This is a genomic window from Piscinibacter sp. (assembly GCF_047600445.1).
Classification (GTDB): domain Bacteria; phylum Pseudomonadota; class Gammaproteobacteria; order Burkholderiales; family Burkholderiaceae_C; genus Piscinibacter.
Genome location: NZ_JASGKT010000002.1, coordinates 1292166 through 1314269, shown reverse-complemented (window position 1 = coordinate 1314269; position 22104 = coordinate 1292166). Strand labels below are relative to the sequence as shown.

Here is a 22104-nt window from a genome sequence, read left to right as displayed (position 1 = left end):
CGCACCCCTGCCGCGAGGCGCTCTCCCGAGGACAATCCATGAGCAGCGAGCTGATCAAACACATCTCCGATGCGTCGTTCGAAAGCGACGTGCTGAAGTCCGACAAGCCGGTGCTGGTCGACTACTGGGCCGAGTGGTGCGGCCCGTGCAAGATGATCGCGCCCATCCTCGACGAGGTCTCGAAGGACTACAACGGCCGCCTGCAGATCGCCAAGATGAACGTCGACGAGAACCGCGACGTGCCGGCCAAGTTCGGCATCCGCGGCATCCCGACGCTGATGCTGTTCAAGGGCGGCCAGCTCGCCGCGACCAAGGTCGGCGCGCTGTCCAAGACCCAGTTGACCGCCTTCCTCGACGGTCATCTATAATTCGCTCCAATAGCGGCGCGCCCGGGTCACAAGCCTCCGGGCGGCGCCGCGCCAAGTTCGCCACCACGCCGGCAGCGCGTGGCTCCGGCACCCCACTCCAGCATCCGCCAGCTCTCGTCCCTGGAAGCCTTGCGCATCCGCGCCCTCGCCTTATGCACCTGTCCGAACTGAAAGCGCTCCACGTCTCCGAGCTCATCAAGATGGGCGAAGGCCTGGAGATCGAGAACGTCGCCCGCATGCGCAAGCAGGAGCTGATGTTCGCGATCATGAAGAAGCGCGCCAAGGCCGGCGAGCAGGTGTTCGGCGACGGCGTGCTCGAGGTGCTGCCCGACGGCTTCGGCTTCCTGCGCTCGCCCGACACGAGCTACATGGCGTCGACCGACGACATCTACCTCAGCCCGAGCCAGATCCGCCGCTTCAACCTGCACACCGGCGACGCCATCGAGGGCGAGGTGCGCGTGCCCAAGGACGGCGAGCGCTACTTCGCGCTGGTCAAGGTCGATCGTGTCAACGGCCTGACCCCGGAGGAGAGCAAGCACAAGATCATGTTCGAGAACTTGACGCCGCTGTTCCCGAAGGAACAGTTCAAGCTCGAACGCGAGATCAAGTCGGAAGAGAACATCACCGGGCGCATCATCGACCTGATCGCGCCGATCGGCAAAGGCCAGCGCGCGCTGCTGGTCGCCCAGCCCAAGACCGGCAAGACGGTGATGATGCAGAACATCGCGCACGCCATCGTCGCCAACCACCCCGACGTCTACCTGATCGTGCTGCTGGTCGACGAGCGCCCCGAGGAAGTGACCGAGATGCTGCGCACGGTGCGCGGCGAGGTCATCAGCTCGACCTTCGACGAGCCCGCGGCGCGCCACGTGCAGGTGGCCGAGATGGTGATCGAGCGCGCCAAGCGCCTGGTCGAGCTGAAGAAGGACGTGGTGATCCTGCTCGACTCGATCACCCGCCTCGCGCGCGCTTACAACAACGTGCTGCCCTCGTCGGGCAAGGTGCTCACCGGCGGCGTCGACGCCAACGCGCTGCAGCGCCCCAAGCGCTTCTTCGGCGCGGCGCGCAACGTCGAGGAAGGCGGCTCGCTGACCATCATCGGCACCGCGCTGATCGACACCGGCAGCCGCATGGACGAGGTGATCTACGAGGAGTTCAAGGGCACCGGCAACTGCGAGATCCACCTCGATCGCCGCATGGCCGAGAAGCGCGTGTACCCCTCGATCCTGATCAACAAGTCGGGCACGCGCCGCGAGGAGCTGCTGCTCAAGCCGGAGATCCTGCAGAAGACCTGGATCCTGCGCAAGCTGCTCTACAACATGGACGAGATCGAGGCGATGGAGTTCATCCTCGACAAGATGAAGCAGTCGAAGAACAACCTCGACTTCTTCGACATGATGCGAAGAGGTGGGTGAGCCCGGACGTGAAGCAGTCCCTGCGGACTGCTTCGCGCCTGGCGAACGCCTGCCGGCTTGCAAGCCGGCAGGCCGGGGATCGGAACGATCAGTTATACTTCGCGGTTTTCCAGCGTCGGAAAGTGCGTCGAGAGGTTCGGCGTGGCTCCCGAGTCAACAGCGCAGAGGCCAGTCATGAAAGAAGGCATCCACCCCAGCTACCGCGAAGTGTGCTTCGTGGACCTGTCCAACGGTTTCAAGTTCGTCACGCGCTCGACCGTGCAGACCAAGGAAACCATCAAGATGGAAGACGGCCGCGAGCTGCCGCTGATGAAGCTGGAAACCACCAGCGAATCGCACCCCTTCTACACCGGCACGCAGAAGAGCGTGGACTCGCTGGGCGGCCGCGTCGAGAAGTTCCGCAACAAGTTCGCGCACCTGAAGAAGTAAGCTTCTTCGTGCAGCCCGACGATCAAGGCAGCTTCGGCTGCCTTTTTCATTGCATGATCCGCCCCGACCCGACGCGCCCCCGCCCTTGAACTCGCCCAAGCCCGCCCTCGTCACCCAGCGCGCCGCGCAGCGGCTGCCGCGATCGGCCCTGCTGCTGTTCTGCGCGGCCTACGTGATGCCCGGCGTGTTCGGCCGCGACCCCTGGAAGAACGCCGACGTGGCCGCCTTCGGCCACATGGCGGCCATCGCCGACGGCCGCGCCGGCTGGTTCTCGCCCTCGCTGGCCGGGCTGCCGGCCGACGGCGCGCTGGTGCCCTACTGGCTCGGCGCGCTGTTCATCAAGGCCCTGCCCTGGCTGGACGCGGCGCTGGCCGCGCGCATCCCGTTCGCGCTGCTGCTGGTGGCGGTGCTGGTGTTCAGCTGGTACGCCACCTACCACCTGGCGCGCACCGAGGCGGCCCAGCCGGTGCCCTTCGCCTTCGGCGGCGAGGCGACCCCGGTCGACTACGCGCGCGCCGTCGCCGACGGCGCGGTGCTGGCGTTGATGGCCACGCTCGGGCTGCTGCAGCTCGGCCACGAGACCACGCCCGAGTTGGTGCAGCTCGTCGGTGCCACGCTGCTGCTGTACGCGCTGGCGGCGGCGCCGTTCCGGCGCGCGCGGGCGCGCATCGCGGCGCTGCTGTCGCTGCCGCTGATGGCGGCCAGCGGCGCGCCGGCCATCGCGGCGGTGCTGGCCGTGATCGGCACCGCGATCTGCGCCAAATCGACCTACGCCCAGGTGCGCCGCACCGCCTGGTGGATAGTCGCCGCCGGCGTCGTCGCGGTGGCCCTGGGCAGCGCGCTGGCGGCCTGGGCCTGGCGCGTCGCCAGCCCGGCACAGCTCAACCCGGTGAGCACGCTGCGCCTGCTGCTGTGGTTCGGCTGGCCGGCCTGGCCGCTGGCGCTGTGGACGCTGTGGCGCTGGCGCGGCCACCTGCTGCACCGGCACATCGCGGTGCCGCTGGGCATCACGCTGACGGCGCTGGGCGGCTGCCTCGCGATGGGCGGCTCGGAGCGCGCGCTGATGCTGGGCGTGCCCGCGCTGGCGGTGCTGGCCGCCTTCGCGCTGCCGACGCTGCAACGCAGCACCGCGGCGGCGATCGACTGGTTCTCGGTGTTCTTCTTCAGCGCCTGCGCGCTGGCGATCTGGGTCATCTACGCCGCGATCCAGACCGGCGTGCCGGCCAAGCCGGCCGCCAACGTGGCGCGCCTCGCGCCGGAGTTCGTTCCGAGCTTCTCGGCCTTCGCGCTGGCCATCGCGGCGGCCGGCACGCTGGCCTGGATCTGGCTCGTGCGCTGGCGCACCGGGCGGCACCGCCATCCGCTGTGGAAGAGCCTGGTGCTGCCGGCCGGCGGCGTGGCGGTGTGCTGGCTGCTGCTGATGACGCTGTGGCTGCCGCTGCTCGACCACGCGCGCAGCTACCGGCCGCTGCTGGCGCGCATCGCCGAGCACGTGCCGCGCGACGCCTGCATCGCCGCGCCGCAGGCGCCGCGCGCGCTGCTGGCGGCGCTGGAGGCCCAGGGCCGCTGGCGCGTCGACGCGATCACGCCGGCCGCCACCAGCCCCTGCGAGTACCTGCTCGTGCCGGCCGCCGAGCGCCAGGGCCAGCCCGAGGTCGAAGGCTGGAAGGCCGTGGCGCGCATCCGCCGGCCGACCGACCGCAACGACTACACGCTGATCTACCGGCGCGCGGCAGCACCCTAGCCCAGCGTGCGCACACGCGCCGCCGGAAAGACGATGCGAAAGCGCGAGCCCTTGCCCGGCTCGCTGTCGACCTGCAGTTCGGCGCCGTGGCGCTGCACCACGTGCTTGACGATGGACAGGCCCAGCCCGGTGCCGCCGGTGTCGCGCGAGCGGCTGCCGTCGACGCGGTAGAAGCGCTCGGTCAGGCGCGGCAGGTGCTCGCGCGCGATGCCCAGGCCAGTGTCGGTCACGCTCAGTTCGCCACTGCCGTCGGCCTGCTGCTGCCAGCCGACCGTGATGCGCCCGCCTTCGGGCGTGTAGCGCACCGCGTTGCCGACGAGGTTGTGGACGGCGCTGAGCAGCTCGGCATGCGAGCCGGCGATCTCGATGCCGTTCGCGGCCGCGAACTCGATCGTGTGGTTGCCGCCCGACAGCGCCTTCGCGTCCGACTCCACCTGCGCCAGCAGCGGCGCCAGCGGCACCCAGCGGTCGGCGGCCGGGCGCGGGCTGCCTTCGAGCTGCGCCAGCGTCAGCAGGTCGCTGACCAGCGTCTGCATGCGGCCGGTCTGCTGCGCCATCAGCTCGAGCACGCGCTTGCGCTCGACCTCGGTCAGCGGCAGGTTGCCCATGGTCTCGATGAAACCCGACAGCACCGTCAGCGGCGTGCGGATCTCGTGCGACACGTTGGCGACGAAGTCGCGCCGCATCGCCTCGTGGCGCTCGCGGTCGGTGACGTCCTGCGACAGCACCAGCGTCATGCCCTCGCCGTAGGAGCGCAGCAGCACCGACAGCGTGCCGTCGCCGCGCGGGTTGGCGAAGCTCACCGGCTCGGCGCCGAAGCGCGCCTGCTGCAGGTAGGCGACGAAGGCCGGCGAGCGCACGAGGTTGGTCACGCGCTGGCGCCGGTCGCGCTGCGGGTCGAGGCCGAAGTGGTCGGCGGCGACGCCGTTGCACCAGACGATCTGCTGGCCGGCGTCGAGGATCATCACGCCGTTGGGCGAGGCCTCGATCGCCGAAAGGAACTGCTCCAGGCGCAGCCGCTCTTGCTCCAGCCCCTGCTCGCGCAGCCGGATCGAGCGCTCGACGCGGTAGCCCAGTTCGCCCCAGAAGCCGGCATCACGCGGCGCCTGCTGCTCCTGGCTGCCGCGCAGCCACTCGATCAGGCGGTAGCCGCGCGCGGTGTCCAGCAGCGCCGCCAGCGCGACGCCGATGGCGCCGCCGGCCAGCACGCGCCACACCACGGTGTGCTCGACGTTCGACACCAGGAAGCCGGCGCAGCCGCCCGCCAGCATGGCCAGCACGCCGGCGGTCAGTCGCGGCAGCAGCCAGTTCATGCCGAGGGTGCCGCCACCTGCTGGGTCAATCGATAGCCGGCGCCGCGCACCGTCTCGACCATCTGCGAACACTGCGCCGGCGCCAGCGCCTCGCGCAGGCGCTTGACGTGCACGTCGACCGTGCGCTCCTCGATGAAGACGTGGTCGCCCCAGACGCGGTCGAGCAGTTGCGCGCGGCTGTGCACGCGCTCGGGGTGCGTCATCAGGAAGTGCAGCAGGCGGAACTCGGTGGGTCCGAGCTTGAGCTCCTGCTCGCCGCGCGAGACGCGACGCGTCGCCGGGTCGAGCTTGAGCCCGCCGAGCTCGACCACCGAATCGAGCGCCTCGGGCGCCTTGCGCCGCAGCACGGCGCGGATGCGCGCCATCAGCTCGTTGGTCGAGAACGGCTTGGCGAGGTAGTCGTCGGCGCCGGCGTCCAGGCCGGTGACCTTGTCGGCCTCGTCGGCGCGCGCGGTCAGCATGATGATCGGCAGCTCGCGCGTGCGCTGCTCGCCGCGCCAGCGCCGCGCCAGCGCCAGGCCCGACTGCCCGGGCAGCATCCAGTCGAGCAGCACCAGGTCGGGCAGCACGCCATCCACCGCCGCCTGGGCCTGCTCGGCGCTGGCGGCGAGCGTCACCTCGTAGCCGGCGTGGCGCAGGTTCAGCGAGATCAGCTCGGCGATCGCCGATTCGTCCTCGACCACCAGCACGCGGCTCATCGGACCACCGACTCCACGTTCTCGAGCGAGTGGTGCCGCACGTCGGTGCCCTTGACGATGTAGATGATCTGCTCGGCGAGGTTCTTGGCGTGGTCGCCGATGCGCTCGATGGCCTTGGCGACGAACACCAGTTCGATCGAGGCCGAGATGGTGCGCGGGTCTTCCATCATGTAGGTGATCAGCTTGCGCATCAGGCCGTCGAATTCCTGGTCGATCTGATTGTCGTCCTTGATCACCTCCAGCGCCTTCACCGGGTCGAGCCGCGCGAAGGCGTCCAGCGCCTTGCGCAGCGAGGCGGTGGCGAGGCTGGCCTCGAAGGAGACGTCGCCGGTGGGCAGGCGCAGCCGGCTCGACATGCCGGAGTTGAGCAGCCGCTGCACGGTGCGGCCGATGCGCGCCGCCTCGTCGCCGACGCGCTCGAGGTTGCCGATGGTCTTGGAGATCGCGATCAGCAGGCGCAGGTCGCGCGCGGTCGGCTGGCGCCGCGCGATGATGGTCGAGAGGTCGCGGTCGATCTCCACTTCCATCTGGTTGACCAGTTCCTCCTGCTTGAGCACCTGGCTCGCCGTCTCGCCGCTGAAGTTCACCAGCGCGTAGATCGCCTGGGCGAGCTGCGACTCGGCCAGCCCGCCCATCTCCAGCACGCGGTTGGAGATGGCGCTGAGTTCCGAATCGAACTGCGTCGAGAGATGCTTGTCGTTCATCCGAATCTCCCGGTGATGTAGTCTTCGGTGTCCTTCTTCTTCGGCTTCATGAACAGCTCGGCGGTCGGGCCGAACTCGATCAGGTCGCCGAGGTACATGTAGGCGGTGTAGTCCGAGCAGCGCGCCGCCTGCTGCATGTTGTGCGTCACGATGGCCACGGTGTAGTCGGCCTTCAGCTCGCCGATCAGCTCCTCGATCTTGCCGGTGGAGATCGGGTCGAGCGCCGAGCAGGGTTCGTCGAGCAGCAGCACCTCGGGCTTGATCGCGATGCCGCGCGCGATGCACAGGCGCTGCTGCTGGCCGCCCGAGAGCCCGGAGCCGCTCTGGTCGAGCTTGTCCTTGACCTCGGTCCACAGCGCCGCCTTCTTCAGCGCCCACTCGACGCGCTCGTCCATCTCGACGCGCGGCAGGTTCTCGAACAGCCGCACGCCGAAGGCGATGTTGTCGTAGATCGACATCGGGAACGGCGTCGGCTTCTGGAACACCATGCCGATCTTGGCGCGAATCAGGCTGACGTCGTGGCGCTTCTCGAGGATGTTGTCGCCGTCGAGCAGGATCTGCCCCTCGGCGCGCTGCTCGGGATACAGCTCGAACATGCGGTTGAAGGTGCGCAGCAGCGTGCTCTTGCCGCAGCCCGACGGGCCGATGAAGGCCGTGACCTTGCGCTCGGGGATGTCGAGGTTGATGCGCTTCAGGGCGTGGAAGCCGCCGTAGTAGAAGTTCAGGTCGCGCACCGAGATCTTCGGCTTCTCGGTCACGGGCAGGTTGACTTTCGCGTCCATGGGGGAAGTCTCAATGCTTGTTGCGGAACAGCACGCGGGCCAGGATGTTCAGGCCCAGCACGCCCAGCGTGATCAGGAAGACGCCGGCCCAGGCCAGCTTCTGCCAGTTCTCGTAGGGACTCATCGCGAACTTGAAGATGGTCACCGGCAGGCTGGCCATCGGCTCGGCCAGGTCGCTGGTCCAGAACTGGTTGGACAGCGCGGTGAACAGCAGCGGTGCGGTCTCGCCGGCGATGCGCGCCACGGCCAGCAGCACGCCCGTCACGACGCCGGCGCGCGCGGCCTTCAGCGTGATCGCCAGGATCACCTTCCACTTCGGCGTGCCCAGCGCGTAGGCCGCCTCGCGCAGCGCGTTCGGGATCAGGCTGAGCATGTTCTCGGTGGTGCGGATCACCACCGGGATCACGATCAGCGCCAGCGCCAGCACGCCGGCCCAGCCCGAGAAGGACTTGAAGCGCGCCACCACCACCGAGTAGATGAACAGGCCGATGACGATCGACGGCGCCGACAGCAGGATGTCGTTGATGAAGCGCGTGGTCGAGCCCAGCCAGCCGCGCTGGCCGTACTCGGCCAGGTAGATGCCGGCCAGGATGCCGATCGGCGTGCCGATCAGCGTGGCCAGCGCCACCATCAGCGCCGAGCCGAAGATCGCGTTGGCCAGGCCGCCGGTCTCGGCCTGCGGCGCCGGCGTCATCTCGGTGAAGGTCGCCAGCGCGAGCCCATCCATGCCCAGGCGCACCGTCTCGACCAGGATCCAGATCAGCCAGAACACGCCGAAGGCCATCGCCGCCAGCGACAGCGCCAGCGCGACCGCGTTGACGCGCTTGCGGGCGTGGTGCTTCGCCAGCCGTGCGCTCGCAGCCTTGCTCATGTGCGCGCTCCTTCGTTCTTCTTGAGCCGGGCCAGCAGCAGCTTGGACATCGACAGCACCACGAAGGTGATGAAGAACAGCACCAGGCCGAGGTAGATCAGCGAGGCCTGGTGCAGGCCCTCGCCGGCCTCGGCGAACTCGTTGGCCAGCGCCGAGGTGATGCTGTTGGCGGCCTCGAACAGCGACAGCGAGTTCAACTGGTTCATGTTGCCGATCACGAAGGTCACCGCCATGGTCTCGCCGAGCGCGCGGCCGAGCCCGAGCATGATGCCGCCGATGACGCCGGTCTTGGTGTACGGCAGCACGACGCGGTAGACCACCTCCCAGGTGGTCGAGCCCAGGCCGTAGGCCGACTCCTTGAGCATCGGCGGCGTGACCTCGAAGACGTCGCGCATCACCGAGGCGATGAAGGGAATGATCATGATCGCCAGGATGATGCCGGCCGACAGGATGCCGATGCCCACCGGCGGGCCCGAGACCAGCGCGCCCAGCAGCGGCGTGTCGCCCAGCGCCGCTTGCAGCGGCTGCTGCACGAAGCGGGCGAGGATGGGGCCGAACACCAGCAGGCCCCACATGCCGTAGACGATCGAGGGCACGGCCGCCAGCAATTCGACGGCGATGCCCAGCGGGCGCTTCAGCCAGCCCGGCGACAGCTCGGTCAGGAACAGCGCGATGCCGAAGCTCACCGGCACCGCGATCAGCAGCGCGATGATCGAGGTGGCCAGCGTGCCGTAGATCATCACCAGGCCGCCGTAGCGGTCCTGCACCGGGTCCCACTCGCTGCGCCAGAGGAAGGACAGCCCGTACTCGCGGATCGCCGGCGCCGCGCCTATCACCAGCGAGACGATGATGCCCGCCAGCAGCGCCAGCGTGATCCAGGCCGCGCCCTGCGCCAGCGCGGCGAACAGCGCATCGGCCGCCGGCGCGCGCTTGCGCCGGGCCGGTGGGGTGTTCGCGGAGCCCAAGCGGCGCACCTCTGCCTCCTTCAACGATGCCTCGACGGGCAGGATGGCCGTCATGCGTTCCTCCGATTCTCGTTCATCGGCCCGGGCACCCGCCCGGGCCCGCCGCGATCACTTGGCGTTCGGAACCACCGGCTTGCCGGAGGCGTCGGCGATCTGCGCCCACTGCTTGCGCACCAGCGCCTTCACCGATTCGGGCAGCGGCACGTATTCGAGTTCGGCCGCGGCCTTGTCGCCGTTGGCGTAGGCCCAGTCGAAGAACTTCAGCGCCGAGGCGGCGTTGGCCGGCTTGTCCTGCACCTTGTGCATCATGATGAAGGTGGCGCCGGTGATCGGCCACGAGTCCTTGCCCGGCTGCTCGGTCAGCACCTGGTAGAAGCTCTTGGCCCAGTCGGCGCCGGCGGCGGCGGCCTGGAAGGCGCCGTCGTCGGGCGAGACGAAGTTGCCAGCCGCGTTCTTCAACTGAGCGTGCGACATCTTGTTCTGCTTGGCGTAGGCGTATTCGACGTAGCCGATCGAGTTCGGCAGCCGCGCGACGAAGGCCGACACGCCCTCGTTGCCCTTGCCGCCGGCGCCGGTGGGCCAGTTCACCGCGGTGCCCTCGCCCACCTTGCTCTTCCACTCGGCGTTCACCTTGGAGAGATAGTTGGTGAAGATGAAGCTGGTGCCGGAGCCGTCGGCGCGGCGCACCACGGCGATGGCCGCATCGGGCAGCGCCACGCCCGGGTTCAGCGCGGTCAGCGCCGCGTCGTTCCACTTGGTGATCTTGCCCAGGTAGATGTCGCCCAGCACCTGGCCGGTGAGCTTGACCTGCCCCGGCGCGATGCCCTTGATGTTGAGCACCGGCACCACGCCGCCGATCACGGTCGGGAACTGCAGCAGGCCGTCCTTGGCCAGCTCGTCGTCCTTCAGCGGCGCGTCGGAGGCGCCGAAGTCCACCGTCTTGGCCTTGATCTGGCGCATGCCGGCGCCGGAGCCGACCGACTGGTAGTTGATCTGCGTGCCGGTGGCCTTGTGGTAGGCATCGGCCCACTTGGCGTAGACGGGCGCCGGGAACGAGGCGCCCGCGCCGGTGATGTTCTGTGCGAAGGCGAAGCTGGCGGCCGCGCCGAGCGTGGCGCCGATGACGAAGCGATGGAACATGGACAGGCCTCTCGTCGTTGGTGGGGTTGGCCGGGATGCTAGGCAGCCGTCATGACGATCTCGTGACAGCCGCGTGAGCGGCACGGCCGTCATATGGCCATCACGAAGCTGTCACAAAGCCGCCCTAGCCTGCCGGCCGAACCGACAACCCACCGGAGAAACCCGCCGTGAAACGACCGCTCGCCCTCGCCTGTCTTGCCCTTGCCGGCGCGCTGCTGATGCAAGGCTGCGCCACCACCGCCACGCCGCCGGCCAACGTGGCCGAGGCCGCCGCCCGCACGCCGCAACTGAGCACGCTGAACAAGCTGATCGCCGACGCCGGCCTCGCCGACACGCTGCGCGGCGCCGGCCCCTACACGGTGTTCGCGCCGTCCGACGAGGCCTTCAAGGCGCTGCCCGCCAAGACCACGGCCGAGCTGGCGTCGAACAAGGAACTGCTGCGCTCGGTGCTGAGCTACCACGTGGTGCCGGGCCGGCTGGCGTCCACCGAGGTCGCCAACGCCAACGTCAAGACCGTTCAAGGCGCCAACCTGGCGCTGGCCCGCTCGGGCGGCTTCGTGACGGTGGAAGACGCGCTGGTGACGCAGGCCGACATCCGCGCCGGCAACGGCGTGGTGCACGTGATCGACCGCGTGCTGCTGCCGCCGAAGAAGTAAGGCCGAGGCTCAGCCGCGCGCGGCCTCGGCGAGCTGCTCGGCGCTGCGCCGGGCCTGGCCGGCGTCGCGCGCCTCGACCATCACGCGCAGCACCGGCTCGGTGCCGGAGGCGCGGATCAGGATGCGGCCGTCGTCGCCCAGTTCGCGGCCGACGCGCTCCTGCGCCGCCGCGAGCGCGGCGTTCTTCTTCCAGTCGCTGCCGTCGGCCAGGCGCACGTTGATCAGCGTCTGCGGGAACAGCGCGACGCCGCCCAGCAGATCGGCCAGCGAGCGCCCGGTGCGGCGGATCGCCTGCAGGATCTGCAAGGCGCTGACGATGCCGTCGCCGGTGGTGTGCTTGTCCAGCGCGAGCAGGTGGCCCGAGCCCTCGCCGCCGAGCTGCCAGCCGCGCGCGGCCAGTTCCTCCAGGATGTAGCGGTCGCCGACCTTGGCGCGCACGAAGGGCACGCCGCGCGACTTCAGCGCCACCTCGACGGCCATGTTGGTCATCAGCGTGCCCACCGCGCCCGGCACGGCCTGCTGCTGCGCGAGGCGGTCGGCCACCATCACGTACAGCAGTTCGTCGCCGTTGTAGAGCCGGCCGCCGGCATCGACCAGTTGCAACCGGTCGGCGTCGCCGTCCAGCGCGACGCCGTAGTCGGCGCCGTGCTGCTTGACCGCCTCGATCAGCGCGGCCGGCGCGGTGGCGCCGACGCCGGCGTTGATGTTCAGCCCGTCGGGCTTGCAGCCGATCGGCACGATCTCGGCGCCCAGCTCGTGGAACACCTCGGGCGCGATGTGGTAGGCCGCGCCGTGCGCCGCGTCGACCACCAGCTTCAGGCCCTTGAGCGACAGATCGTTGCTGAAGGTGCTCTTGCAGAACTCGATGTAGCGCCCGCGCGCGTCCTCCAGCTTGCGCACCTTGCCCAGCCGCGCCGAATCGACCCACTCGGCCGGCTGCTCGAGCATGCTCTCGACGTCCAGTTCCCAGGCGTCGGGCAGCTTCTCGCCGCGCGCCGAGAAGAACTTGATGCCGTTGTCCTGGAAGGGGTTGTGCGAGGCGCTGATCACCACGCCCAGGCTCAGGCGCAGCGCGCGTGTCATGTAGGCCACACCCGGCGTGGGCAGCGGGCCGGTCATCAGCACGTCGACGCCGGCCGAGGCGAAACCGGCCTCCAGCGCCGACTCGATCATGTAGCCGGAGATGCGCGTGTCCTTGCCGATCAGCACGGTCGGGCGCTGTTCGGTGCGCTTGAGCACCCGGCCCACGGCGTTGCCGAGGCGCAGCATGAAGTCCGGCGTGATCGGGCTCTGGCCGACCGTGCCGCGGATGCCGTCGGTGCCGAAATAGGTTCTGCTCACGGGGCCTGCCTTTCTTTCGCCTGCGTTGTCGCGCGCGATTGTCGGTCAGCCGCCGAGCCCGGCCGCCCCCCACACCTTGAGGGCATCGGCCGTGGCTGCGACATCGTGCACACGGACGATGCGCGCACCCCTGTGCACGCAGGCCAGGGCCGCCGCGACGCTGGCGGCCAGCCGCTGCTCGACCGGCCGCCCGGTCAGCGCGCCCAGCGTCGACTTGCGCGACCAGCCCAGCAGCAGCGGCCGGCCCAGCGCCAGCAGCTCGCGCTGGCGGCGCAGCAGATCCAGGTTGTGCTGCACGCTCTTGCCGAAGCCGATGCCGGGGTCGAGCACGACGCGCTCGGCGGTGACGCCGCGCTCGCGCAGCGCCGCCAGGCGTTCGCGCAGGAAGTCGCCGACTTCGAGCACCACGTCGTCGTAGGCCGGGCGCTGCTGCATCGTCGCCGGGTCGCCGCGCATGTGCATCAGGCAGACGCCGCAGCCGGGGTGCGCCGCCACCGCCTCCAGCGCGCCGGGCAGGCGCAGCGCGTTGATGTCGTTGACGATGTCGGCGCCGGCGTCGAGCGCGCGCCGCATCACCTCGGGCTTGACGGTGTCCACCGACACCGGCACGCCGAGCTTCAGCGCGCCTTCGACCACCGGGATCACACGGCGCAGTTCCTCGTCCAGCGGCACTTGCGCCGCGCCGGGCCGCGTCGACTCGCCGCCGATGTCGAGGATGTGCGCGCCCTCGGCCAGCAGCGTCTCGCAGTGCGCCAGCGCGCCGGCCGCGTCGCCGTGCCGCCCGCCGTCGGAGAAGGAGTCGGGCGTCACGTTGACGATGCCCATCACCTTCGGCTCGGCGAGGTCGATGCAAAAGCGGGTGGTCTGCCAGAACATGGTCGGGTCGGCGGATGCGGAAAAGACGAACGGGGCCGCAGCCCCGTTCACCCATCGATCGGCAAATCGCGCTGGGCGCGCTCAGCGCACGCTCAGGCCGCCGCCGCGGCGCCGCCGCCCGCCGGGTTGACCGGCGGGGTCGGCGTGCTGCTCTTGCTCGCCGACGGAGTCCAGTCCTTCGGCGGGCGCGGCGGCTTGCCGGCCATGATGTCGTCGATCTGCTCGCTGTCGATGGTCTCCCATTCGAGCAGCGCGGTCGCCATCGCGTGCATCTTGTCCTGGTTGTCCTCGATCAGCTTGCGCGCGATCGCGTACTGCTCGTCGATGATGCGGCGGATCACGCCGTCCACCTTGCGCATCGTCTCCTCGGACATGTTGGTGGTCTTGGTCACCGAGCGGCCGAGGAACACCTCGCCCTCGTTCTCGGCGTAGACCATCGGGCCGAGTTCGTCGGTCATGCCGTAACGGGTGACCATGTCGCGCGCGATCTGCGTGGCGCGCTCGAAGTCGTTGCTGGCGCCGGTGGTCATCTGGTTCATGAACACCTCCTCGGCGATGCGGCCGCCGAACAGCACCGAGATGGTCGAGAGCATGCGCTCCTTGTCCATGCTGTAGCGGTCGGTCTCGGGCAGTTGCATCGTCACGCCCAGCGCGCGGCCGCGCGGGATCACCGTCACCTTGTGCACCGGGTCGGTCTTGGGCATCAGCTTGGCGACCAGCGCGTGCCCGGCCTCGTGGTAGGCGGTGTTGCGGCGCTCCTCCTCGGGCATGACCATGGACTTGCGCTCGGGGCCCATCATGATCTTGTCCTTGGCGCGCTCGAAGTCGACCATCTCGACCACGCGGCCGTTGCGCCGCGCGGCGAAAAGCGCCGCCTCGTTGACGAGGTTGGCCAGGTCGGCGCCCGAGAAGCCCGGCGTGCCGCGCGCCAGGATGTCGGCGCGGATGTCCTGGCCCACCGGCACCTTGCGCATGTGCACGTTGAGGATCTGCTCGCGGCCGCGCACGTCGGGCAGCGTCACGTAGACCTGGCGGTCGAAGCGGCCCGGGCGCAGCAGCGCGGGGTCGAGGATGTCGGGCCGGTTGGTCGCCGCCATCACGATCACGCCGAGGTTGGTCTCGAAGCCGTCCATCTCGACCAGCATCTGGTTCAGCGTCTGCTCGCGCTCGTCGTTGCCGCCGCCCAGGCCGGCGCCGCGGTGCCGGCCGACCGCGTCGATCTCGTCGACGAAGATGATGCACGGCGCGCTCTTCTTGGCCTGCTCGAACATGTCGCGCACGCGCGCCGCGCCGACGCCGACGAACATCTCGACGAAGTCGGAACCGCTGATGCTGAAGAACGGCACCTTGGCCTCGCCCGCGATGGCCTTGGCCAGCAGCGTCTTGCCGGTGCCGGGCGGGCCGACCAGCAGCACGCCGCGCGGGATGCGCCCGCCGAGCTTCTGGAACTTCTGCGGATCCTTCAGGAAGTCGACCAGCTCCTTGACCTCTTCCTTGGCCTCGTCGCAGCCGGCGACGTCGGCGAAGGTGGTGCTGTTGTTGGCCTCGTCGAGCATGCGCGCCTTGCTCTTGCCGAAGCTGAAGGCGCCGCCCTTGCCGCCGCCCTGCATCTGGCGCATGAAGTAGATCCACACGCCGATCAGCAGCAGGATCGGGCCCCAGCTCGCCAGCAGCGAGAGCAGGAACGAGGGCTCCTCGCGCGGCTTGACGTCGAACTTGACGCCGTTGTTGATCAGGTCGCCGACCAGGCCGCGATCGAGGTAGGTGGCGGTGGTGCGCACTTCCTTGTCATCGGTGGTGCGGGCGCGGATCTCGGTGGAGCCGCCGCCGCCTTCCTGGAGCACGACGCTCTTGATGCGCTTGTTGCGCACCTCTTCGAGGAATTCCGAGTAGCCGATCGTGCCGGCCGACGTCACCCCGCGGTCGAACTGCTTGAACACGGTGAACAGCACGAGGGCGATCACCAGCCACACAGCGACTTTGGAGAACCATTGATTGTTCACCGCGGCTCCTTTTCCGGGGTCACGACAACGCGGCGGGCCAAATGCCACCGATTGCCACGGTAGATGTGTGCGATTTTAGTCGAGTCAAGGGCCTCGTCCGGCGAAGTTTCACCCTGGTACCTTGACGGCAATCGCGGCAGATCACGCATTTTTCAGGCCGATGCCGACCAGAAAGGTTTCCGCCGACTTGTCGCGCGAGGCCTTGGGCTTGATCGGCTTGACGACGCGGAAGCGCTCCTTGAACAGCTTGACGAGCTGGCTGTAGCCGCTGCCGTGAAACACCTTGCACACCAGCGCGCCCTCGGGCCGCAGGTGCGCCTGCGCAAATTCCACCGCCAGCTCGACCAGGTGGGCGATGCGCGCGGCGTCCGAACTCTCGATGCCGGACAGGTTGGGCGCCATGTCCGACACCACCACGTCGACCGGCCGGCCGGCCAGCGCCGCCTCGAGCCGCGCCAGCACCGCTTCCTCGCGGAAATCGCCCTGCAGGAAGCTCACGCCCTCGATCGGCTCGAAGTCGAGGATGTCCAGCGCGATGATCGTGCCGTTCAGCGCCACGCCGCCCTCTTTGGGCGCGAACCTGCGGCGCAGGTACTGGCTCCAGGCGCCGGGCGTCGCGCCCAGGTCGACGACGAGCTGCCCCGGCTTGACCAGGTGCAGCGTCTCGTCGATCTCCTTGAGCTTGTAGGCGGCGCGGGCGCGGTAGCCCTCCTTCTGCGCCAGCTTCACGTAGGGGTCGGTGAGGTGGTCGTGCAGCCAGGCCCGGTTGACCTTCTTGCCGCCCTTCTTCATCGGATCCGAGTCTTCATGTCGCGGGGATAATAGGCCCATATGCCTGCCATCCAGCTCACACCCGCCCAGCGCAAGGACAAGCGCGCCGACGCCCACCACCTCGACCCGGTCGTTCGCATCGGCGCCGAGGGCCTGACGCCCGCGGTGCGCAAGGAGGTGGACGCCGCGCTCAAGGCGCACGGGCTGGTCAAGGTGAGGGTGTTCTCCGACGACCGCGAGGCGCGCGAGCAGATGCTCGCCACGCTGGCCGACACGCTGAACGCCGCGCCCATCCAGCACATCGGCAAGCTGCTGGTGCTGTGGCGCCCGATCCCGCCCAAGGAGAAGGCCGAGCGCGACGACCGCATGCCCGGGCCCAAGGTGGTGAAGGTGCTGAAGTTTTCCAAGAGCGGCAACCACCGCCCGCAGGTCAAGAAGGTCAAGGTGCTGGGCAACCAGCGGCTCGCCGCCGGCGGCGAACTCAAGCGCGCCCGCAAGCGCGCGACCAGCGTCAAGAAGAAGCAGGCGGCCGGCTGAGCCGCCAGGCCAGGGCCAGCACCAGCAGGCCCTTGAGCGCGAAGAACGCCGTCGAGACGATGTGCAGCGTCGCGAACGTCAGCGTCGACTGGCCGGCGCGCACCGCGTCCATCATCGGCAGCACCGCGTAGTAGCCGGCCACGGTGCAGAACAGCGCGCCGAGCGCGAGCAGCATGCCGGTGCTGAACTGCGAGCCGCCGCCGTCGCGCGCGCGGCGGCGTTCGAGCAGGAACAGCACCATCGCCAGCGCCAGGCTCAGCGGTGCCTCGACGGAGAACATGCGCCCCGCCACCCGCCCCGCCTCGGCCGGCGTGGCCAGCACCGCGAAGGCCGCCGGCGCGCCGATCAGCCCGACCGCCAGCAGCGCGCCGGCCCACAGCCCGGCCAGCAGCGACGCGATGCGAGACGGCGCCATCAGAGGTAGCGCACGTCGACGATCTCGTAGTGGCGCGCGCCGCCGGGCGCCTGCACCTCGGCCACGTCGCCGCTGCTCTTGCCGATCAGCGCGCGCGCGATCGGCGAATTGATCGAGATCAGGCCCTGCTTCAGGTCGGCCTCGTCCTCGCCGACGATCTGGTAGGTGACCTTGGCGCCGCTGTCCTCGTCTTCCAGGTCGACGGTGGAGCCGAACACCACGCGGCCCTCGGCGTCGAGCGAACTCGGGTCGATGATCTGCGCGGCGGCGAGCTTGCCCTCGATCTCGAGGATGCGGCCCTCGATGAAGCCCTGCTTGTCCTTGGCGGCCTCGTACTCGGCGTTCTCCGACAGGTCGCCCTGCGCGCGCGCCTCGGCGATCGCCTGGATGACGGCGTGGCGCTCGACGTTCTTCAGCCGCGCCAGCTCTTCCTTGAGCTTGTCGGCGCCGCGCCGGGTGAGGGGAATGGTGGCCATGTGCGTTCTACCTTGCCGCAAAAAGGAAGCCGCCACCGGCTGGACCGGCAGCGGCCGTGGTTCTGTGTTGTGTTCGGACGCGCGCGAGTCTAGTGCAGTTCCGCGTGCAGTTCCTGCAACGACCTCACCGCCAGCCCCGACTGGTGCTTCATGCCCTCCACCGCCGCCTCGCAGCCGGCCATGCTGGTGTAGTAGGTCACCCGGTTGGCCAGCGCCGCCTGGCGGATGTGGCGCGAGTCGGCGATCGCGGTGCGCGTCTCGTCCACGGTGGTGAAGACGAGCTGGATCTCGCCGGCCTTGACCATGTCGACGATGTGCGGCCGGCCGTCCTTGACCTTGTTGACCGGCTTGACCGGCACGCCGGCCTCGGCGATGGCCGCCGCGGTGCCCTTGGTGGCCACCAGCGCGAAGCCGAGCGCGTGCAGGTCGCGCGCCACCGCGACGGCGCGCGCCTTGTCGCCGTTCTTCACGGTGATGCACACCGTGCCCTTGCGCGGCAGCCGCGAGCCGGCGCCGAGCTGGCTCTTGAGCATGGCCTCGCCGAAGGTGGCGCCGGCGCCCATCACCTCGCCGGTGGAGCGCATCTCGGGGCCGAGAATGGGGTCGACACCGGGGAACTTGTTGAACGGGAACACCGCTTCCTTGACGCTGAAGTACGGCGGGATCACTTCGCCCGGCTTCTTCCCGTCACGGCCCTTCTGCGACGCCAGCGTCTGCCCGACCATGCAGCGCGCCGCGATCTTCGCCAGCGGCTGGCCGGTGGCCTTGGAGACGAAGGGCACGGTGCGCGAGGCGCGCGGGTTGACTTCGAGCACGTAGACGGTGGCCTTGGAGCCGTCGCCCGAGGTGTCGCCCTGGATCGCGAACTGCACGTTCATCAGGCCCTTGACCTTCAGCGCGCGCGCCATCAGCGTGGCCTGGCGGCGCAGCTCGTCCTGCAACTGCTCCGGCAGCGTGTAGGGCGGCAGCGAGCAGGCCGAATCGCCGCTGTGGATGCCGGCCTGCTCGACGTGCTCCATGATGCCGCCGATCATCACGCCGTCGGCGCCCTCGCTGCCGTCGGCGATGCAGTCGACGTCGACCTCGATCGCGTCGTCGAGGAAGCGGTCGAGCAGCACCGGCGACTTCTCGCTGACCTGCACCGCCTCGCGCATGTAGCGCGCCAGATCCTTGTCGCCGTGCACGATCTCCATCGCGCGGCCGCCCAGCACGTAGCTCGGCCGCACCACCAGCGGGTAGCCGATCTCGTTGGCCAGCAGCAGCGCCGCCTCCTCGGTGCGCGCGGTGCGGTTGGGCGGCTGCTTCAGGCCCAGCTCGTGCAGCAGCTTCTGGAAGCGCTCGCGGTCCTCGGCGACGTCGATGCTGTCCGGGCTGGTGCCCACGATGGGCACGCCGGCACGCTCCAGGTCGAGCGCGAGCTTCAGCGGCGTCTGGCCGCCGTACTGCACGATCACGCCGACCGGCTTCTCCTTGTCGACGATCTCCAGCACGTCTTCCAGCGTCACCGGCTCGAAGTACAGGCGGTCGGAGGTGTCGTAGTCGGTCGAGACGGTCTCCGGGTTGCAGTTGACCATGATGGTCTCGTAGCCGTCCTCGCGCATCGCCAGCGCGGCGTGCACGCAGCAGTAGTCGAACTCGATGCCCTGGCCGATGCGGTTGGGCCCGCCGCCGAGCACCATGATCTTCCTGCGCTCGCTCGGGTTCGCCTCGCACTCGCCGTCGGCGGTTTCGTAGGTCGAGTACATGTAGGCGGTCTGCGTGGCGAACTCGGCCGCGCAGGTGTCGACGCGCTTGTACACCGGCCGCACGCCCAGCTTGTGGCGCGCCACGCGCACCTCGTGCTGGTTGCTGCCCACCAGCCTGGCCAGGCGTTTGTCGGAGAAGCCCTTCTGCTTGAGCAGGCGCATCTCGTCGGCCGAGAGGCTGGCCAGCGTGCGGTGCCGCAGCGCCGCCTCGATCGCGACGATCTGCTCGATCTGCGCCAGGAACCACGGGTCGATGGTGGTCTCTTCCTGGATCTCGGCCAGCGTCATGCCGATGCGCAAGGCGTCGGCCACGTAGAGGATGCGCTCGGGGCCGGGCTCGCCGATCTCCTGCACGATCTCCTCGCGGTCGGTGCTGCGCTCGGTCAGCCCGTCGATGCCGGTCTCCAGGCCGCGCAGCGCCTTCTGGAGACTCTCCTGGAAGGTGCGGCCCATCGCCATCACCTCGCCGACCGACTTCATCTGCGTGGTCAGGCGCGAGTCGGCGGCCGGGAACTTCTCGAACGCGAAGCGCGGGATCTTGGTGACCACGTAGTCGATGCTGGGCTCGAAGCTCGCCGGCGTGGCGCCGCCGGTGATGTCGTTGCGCAGCTCGTCGAGCGTGTAGCCCACCGCCAGCTTGGCCGCCACCTTGGCGATCGGGAAGCCCGTCGCCTTGGACGCCAGCGCCGAGGAGCGCGACACGCGCGGGTTCATCTCGATCACCACCATGCGGCCGTTGTCCGGGTTGATCGAGAACTGCACGTTGGAGCCGCCGGTGTCCACGCCGATCTCGCGCAGGATGGCGATCGAGGCGTCGCGCAGGAGCTGGTATTCCTTGTCGGTGAGCGTCTGCGCGGGCGCGACGGTGATCGAGTCGCCGGTGTGCACGCCCATCGGGTCGAGGTTCTCGATCGAGCAGACGATGATGCAGTTGTCCGCCTTGTCGCGGACCACCTCCATCTCGTACTCCTTCCAGCCGATCAGGCTCTCCTCGATCAGCAGCTCGTTGGTCGGCGAGAGGTCGAGCCCGCGCTTGCAGATCTCCTCGAACTCCTGCGGGTTGTAGGCGATGCCGCCGCCGGTGCCGCCGAGCGTGAAGCTGGGGCGGATCACCATCGGGAAGCCGGTGCCGCCGATCTCCTGCGTGATGCGGCGCTGCACGTCGAGCGCCTCTTCCATCGAGTGCGCGATGCCCGACTTGGCCGAGTGCAGCCCGATGCCGGTCATCGCGTCCTTGAACTTGAGGCGGTCTTCGGCCTTCTCGATCGCGTGCTCGTTGGCGCCTATCATCTCGACGCCGTACTTGGCCAGCACGCCGTACTTGTGCAGGTCGAGCGCGCAGTTCAGCGCGGTCTGGCCGCCCATCGTCGGCAGCAGCGCGTCGGGCCGCTCCTTCTCGATGATCTTCTCGACCATCTGCCAGGTGATCGGCTCGATGTAGGTGGCGTCGGCCATCTCCGGGTCGGTCATGATCGTCGCCGGGTTGCTGTTGACGAGGATGACGCGGTAGCCCTCCTCGCGCAGCGCCTTGCAGGCCTGCGCGCCGGAGTAGTCGAACTCGCAGGCCTGGCCGATGATGATCGGCCCGGCGCCGATGATCAGGATGCTGCGGATGTCGGTGCGCTGGGGCATTTACTTTTTCTCCATGAGCGCGACGAAGCGGTCGAACAGGTAGCCGATGTCGTGCGGCCCGGGCGAGGCCTCCGGGTGGCCCTGGAAGCAGAACGCCGGCTTGTCGGTGCGCGCCAGGCCTTGCAGCGTGCCGTCGAACAGCGAGACGTGCGTGGCGCGCAGGGTCGAAGGCAGCGTCTTGTCGTCGACCGCGAAGCCGTGGTTCTGGCTGGTGATCGAGACGCGGCCGGTGTCGAGATCCTTCACCGGGTGGTTGCCGCCGTGGTGGCCGAACTTCATCTTGAAGGTCTTCGCGCCCGAGGCCAGCGCCATGATCTGGTGGCCCAGGCAGATGCCGAAGGTCGGGATGCCGGTGTCGACCAGCTCGCGCACCGCGGCGATCGCGTAGTCGCAGGGCTCCGGGTCGCCGGGGCCGTTGCTGAGGAAGATGCCGTCGGGCTTCAGCGCCAGCGCCTCGCCGGCGGGCGTCTGCGCCGGCACCACGGTGACGCGGCAGCCGCGGCTGGCCAGCAGGCGCAGGATGTTGCGCTTGACGCCGAAGTCGTAGGCCACCACGTGGTGCCGGGCCCGCTGCAGCTTGCCGTGGCCGTCTTCGAGCGTCCAGGCGGTTTCGGTCCACTCGTGCCGCTCGGTGCAGCTCACCACCTTGGCGAGATCCTGGCCGGCCATGCTGGGCGCGGCCTGCGCGGCGGCGATGGCCTCTTCGCGGTGTCGGGTCGTGAGCGCCTCGCCGACGGCCAGCGTCAGGATGCAGCCGTTCTGCGCGCCCTTCTCGCGCAGCAGTCGCGTCAGGCGGCGCGTGTCGAGGTTGGCGATGGCGACCGTGCCCTCGCGTTGCAGGTATTCGGCCAGCGTCGCGCTGCTGCGGAAGTTGGAGTGCAGCACCGGCAGATCCTTGATGACCAGCCCGGCGGCATGCACCTTGGCGGCTTCGACGTCCTCGGCGTTGACGCCGTAGTTGCCGATGTGCGGATACGTCAGCGTGACGATCTGCCGGCAGTAGCTCGGGTCGGTGAGGATTTCCTGGTAGCCGGTGATCGAGGTGTTGAACACCACCTCGCCGACCGTGCGGCCGGCGGCGCCTATCGAGACGCCTTGGAAGACCGTGCCGTCCGCGAGAGCCAGGATTGCCGGGGCTTGTGGGGACAGCAATTGCGGCGGCACCGGGTTCTCCGTTCGTGTGTGCGCGCCCAGCGCGGCTCGTCGAAGCCGGAACCGGCTGC

Annotated in this window: 21 protein-coding genes; 6 read left to right on the top strand and 15 right to left on the bottom strand. The window is 69.2% G+C overall.

The genetic code is table 11. The features are described from left to right. Positions 1-38: 38 nt before the first annotated feature. The 4 genes from trxA to QM792_RS10310 all read left to right on the top strand — a co-directional run bounded on the left by trxA (position 39) and on the right by QM792_RS10310 (position 3956). Positions 39-368: a thioredoxin TrxA gene (trxA, locus tag QM792_RS10325; protein WP_415149723.1), complete on the top strand. Its 330-nt coding sequence runs from the start codon at positions 39-41 to the stop codon at positions 366-368. A gap of 152 nt (positions 369-520) precedes the next feature. Then, the gene (gene rho / locus QM792_RS10320) at positions 521-1783 is read left to right on the top strand and encodes a transcription termination factor Rho (protein ID WP_415149722.1); all 1263 of its coding nucleotides are present in this window, start codon (positions 521-523) and stop codon (positions 1781-1783) included. Positions 1784-1957: 174 nt separating this feature from the next. Next, the gene (locus QM792_RS10315; protein ID WP_293430994.1) at positions 1958-2212 is read left to right on the top strand and encodes a type B 50S ribosomal protein L31; all 255 of its coding nucleotides are present in this window, start codon (positions 1958-1960) and stop codon (positions 2210-2212) included. Between the two features lie 85 nt (positions 2213-2297). Continuing rightward, positions 2298-3956, top strand: coding sequence for a hypothetical protein (locus tag QM792_RS10310; RefSeq protein WP_415149720.1), 1659 nt, complete (start codon positions 2298-2300; stop codon positions 3954-3956). On the opposite strand, the gene phoR is transcribed toward QM792_RS10310, so the two are convergent. The 7 genes from phoR to pstS are packed head-to-tail and all read right to left on the bottom strand — an operon-like array spanning position 3953 to position 10429. Further along, positions 3953-5269, bottom strand: a complete 1317-nt coding sequence (gene phoR / locus QM792_RS10305; protein WP_415149718.1) for a phosphate regulon sensor histidine kinase PhoR — start codon at positions 5267-5269, stop codon at positions 3953-3955. The genes QM792_RS10310 and phoR overlap by 4 nt on opposite strands. Continuing rightward, on the bottom strand, positions 5266-5967 hold the full coding sequence (gene phoB, locus QM792_RS10300; protein WP_415149717.1) for a phosphate regulon transcriptional regulator PhoB: 702 nt from the start codon (positions 5965-5967) through the stop codon (positions 5266-5268). Before phoB ends, phoR begins: the two co-directional genes overlap by 4 nt. Continuing rightward, a complete protein-coding gene (gene phoU, locus QM792_RS10295) occupies positions 5964-6671 on the bottom strand; it encodes a phosphate signaling complex protein PhoU (RefSeq protein ID WP_415149716.1) in 708 nt (235 codons plus the stop codon). Before phoU ends, phoB begins: the two co-directional genes overlap by 4 nt. Continuing rightward, positions 6668-7453 carry a phosphate ABC transporter ATP-binding protein PstB gene (gene pstB, locus QM792_RS10290; protein WP_415149714.1) on the bottom strand — a complete coding sequence of 262 codons (786 nt, stop codon included), beginning with the start codon at positions 7451-7453 and terminating at the stop codon, positions 6668-6670. Before pstB ends, phoU begins: the two co-directional genes overlap by 4 nt. Before the next feature lie 10 nt (positions 7454-7463). Continuing rightward, entirely contained in the window at positions 7464-8324 is an 861-nt protein-coding gene (gene pstA / locus QM792_RS10285) for a phosphate ABC transporter permease PstA (protein ID WP_415149713.1), read from the bottom strand. After that, on the bottom strand, positions 8321-9343 hold the full coding sequence (gene pstC, locus QM792_RS10280) for a phosphate ABC transporter permease PstC (RefSeq protein ID WP_415149712.1): 1023 nt from the start codon (positions 9341-9343) through the stop codon (positions 8321-8323). The genes pstA and pstC overlap by 4 nt, the downstream gene beginning before the upstream one ends. Before the next feature lie 54 nt (positions 9344-9397). Beyond that, positions 9398-10429, bottom strand: a complete 1032-nt coding sequence (gene pstS / locus QM792_RS10275; protein WP_415149711.1) for a phosphate ABC transporter substrate-binding protein PstS — start codon at positions 10427-10429, stop codon at positions 9398-9400. Positions 10430-10647: 218 nt separating this feature from the next. Here pstS and QM792_RS10270 point away from each other — a divergent pair, with 218 nt between their 5' ends. After that, positions 10648-11085, top strand: coding sequence for a fasciclin domain-containing protein (locus tag QM792_RS10270; RefSeq protein ID WP_415151609.1), 438 nt, complete (start codon positions 10648-10650; stop codon positions 11083-11085). A 9-nt stretch (positions 11086-11094) separates the two neighbouring features. Here QM792_RS10270 and glmM read toward each other — a convergent pair whose 3' ends face one another. The 4 genes from glmM to QM792_RS10250 form a co-directional block, all read right to left on the bottom strand. After that, on the bottom strand, positions 11095-12426 hold the full coding sequence (gene glmM, locus QM792_RS10265; protein WP_415149709.1) for a phosphoglucosamine mutase: 1332 nt from the start codon (positions 12424-12426) through the stop codon (positions 11095-11097). Positions 12427-12471: 45 nt separating this feature from the next. Next, positions 12472-13302 (bottom strand): dihydropteroate synthase, encoded by an 831-nt coding sequence (gene folP, locus QM792_RS10260; RefSeq protein WP_415149707.1) that lies wholly within the window; start codon positions 13300-13302, stop codon positions 12472-12474. Between the two features lie 92 nt (positions 13303-13394). Continuing rightward, positions 13395-15305, bottom strand: a complete 1911-nt coding sequence (gene ftsH, locus QM792_RS10255; protein ID WP_415149706.1) for an ATP-dependent zinc metalloprotease FtsH — start codon at positions 15303-15305, stop codon at positions 13395-13397. 141 nt (positions 15306-15446) lie between these two features. Further along, entirely contained in the window at positions 15447-16097 is a 651-nt protein-coding gene (locus QM792_RS10250) for an RlmE family RNA methyltransferase (protein WP_415149705.1), read from the bottom strand. Positions 16098-16136: 39 nt separating this feature from the next. Here QM792_RS10250 and QM792_RS10245 point away from each other — a divergent pair, with 39 nt between their 5' ends. After that, positions 16137-16613: a YhbY family RNA-binding protein gene (locus QM792_RS10245; protein WP_415149703.1), complete on the top strand. Its 477-nt coding sequence runs from the start codon at positions 16137-16139 to the stop codon at positions 16611-16613. Here QM792_RS10245 and QM792_RS10240 read toward each other — a convergent pair. The 4 genes from QM792_RS10240 to carA all read right to left on the bottom strand — a co-directional run bounded on the left by QM792_RS10240 (position 16588) and on the right by carA (position 22045). Then, positions 16588-17028: a DUF4149 domain-containing protein gene (locus QM792_RS10240; RefSeq protein WP_415149702.1), complete on the bottom strand. Its 441-nt coding sequence runs from the start codon at positions 17026-17028 to the stop codon at positions 16588-16590. The two genes, QM792_RS10245 and QM792_RS10240, sit on opposite strands and share 26 nt — an antisense overlap. Continuing rightward, a complete protein-coding gene (gene greA / locus QM792_RS10235; protein ID WP_415149700.1) occupies positions 17028-17504 on the bottom strand; it encodes a transcription elongation factor GreA in 477 nt (158 codons plus the stop codon). Before greA ends, QM792_RS10240 begins: the two co-directional genes overlap by 1 nt. An 89-nt stretch (positions 17505-17593) precedes the next feature. Beyond that, the gene (gene carB / locus QM792_RS10230) at positions 17594-20881 is read right to left on the bottom strand and encodes a carbamoyl-phosphate synthase large subunit (RefSeq protein WP_415149699.1); all 3288 of its coding nucleotides are present in this window, start codon (positions 20879-20881) and stop codon (positions 17594-17596) included. Continuing rightward, on the bottom strand, positions 20882-22045 hold the full coding sequence (gene carA, locus QM792_RS10225) for a glutamine-hydrolyzing carbamoyl-phosphate synthase small subunit (protein WP_415149698.1): 1164 nt from the start codon (positions 22043-22045) through the stop codon (positions 20882-20884). Positions 22046-22104: the final 59 nt, after the last annotated feature.

What these genes read in the sequence shown, in the direction of transcription:
- trxA (WP_415149723.1), top strand. Translation starts at nt 39, where the DNA reads ATGAGCAGCGAGCTGATCAAACACATCTCCGATGCGTCGTTCGAAAGC.
- rho (WP_415149722.1), top strand. Translation starts at nt 521, where the DNA reads ATGCACCTGTCCGAACTGAAAGCGCTCCACGTCTCCGAGCTCATCAAG.
- QM792_RS10315 (WP_293430994.1), top strand. Translation starts at nt 1,958, where the DNA reads ATGAAAGAAGGCATCCACCCCAGCTACCGCGAAGTGTGCTTCGTGGAC.
- phoR (WP_415149718.1), bottom strand. Translation starts at nt 5,269, where the DNA reads ATGAACTGGCTGCTGCCGCGACTGACCGCCGGCGTGCTGGCCATGCTG.
- phoB (WP_415149717.1), bottom strand. Translation starts at nt 5,967, where the DNA reads ATGAGCCGCGTGCTGGTGGTCGAGGACGAATCGGCGATCGCCGAGCTG.
- phoU (WP_415149716.1), bottom strand. Translation starts at nt 6,671, where the DNA reads ATGAACGACAAGCATCTCTCGACGCAGTTCGATTCGGAACTCAGCGCC.
- pstB (WP_415149714.1), bottom strand. Translation starts at nt 7,453, where the DNA reads ATGGACGCGAAAGTCAACCTGCCCGTGACCGAGAAGCCGAAGATCTCG.
- pstA (WP_415149713.1), bottom strand. Translation starts at nt 8,324, where the DNA reads ATGAGCAAGGCTGCGAGCGCACGGCTGGCGAAGCACCACGCCCGCAAG.
- pstC (WP_415149712.1), bottom strand. Translation starts at nt 9,343, where the DNA reads ATGACGGCCATCCTGCCCGTCGAGGCATCGTTGAAGGAGGCAGAGGTG.
- pstS (WP_415149711.1), bottom strand. Translation starts at nt 10,429, where the DNA reads ATGTTCCATCGCTTCGTCATCGGCGCCACGCTCGGCGCGGCCGCCAGC.
- QM792_RS10270 (WP_415151609.1), top strand. Translation starts at nt 10,648, where the DNA reads ATGCAAGGCTGCGCCACCACCGCCACGCCGCCGGCCAACGTGGCCGAG.
- folP (WP_415149707.1), bottom strand. Translation starts at nt 13,302, where the DNA reads ATGTTCTGGCAGACCACCCGCTTTTGCATCGACCTCGCCGAGCCGAAG.
- QM792_RS10250 (WP_415149705.1), bottom strand. Translation starts at nt 16,097, where the DNA reads ATGAAGAAGGGCGGCAAGAAGGTCAACCGGGCCTGGCTGCACGACCAC.
- QM792_RS10245 (WP_415149703.1), top strand. Translation starts at nt 16,137, where the DNA reads ATGCCTGCCATCCAGCTCACACCCGCCCAGCGCAAGGACAAGCGCGCC.
- QM792_RS10240 (WP_415149702.1), bottom strand. Translation starts at nt 17,028, where the DNA reads ATGGCGCCGTCTCGCATCGCGTCGCTGCTGGCCGGGCTGTGGGCCGGC.
- greA (WP_415149700.1), bottom strand. Translation starts at nt 17,504, where the DNA reads ATGGCCACCATTCCCCTCACCCGGCGCGGCGCCGACAAGCTCAAGGAA.
- carB (WP_415149699.1), bottom strand. Translation starts at nt 20,881, where the DNA reads ATGCCCCAGCGCACCGACATCCGCAGCATCCTGATCATCGGCGCCGGG.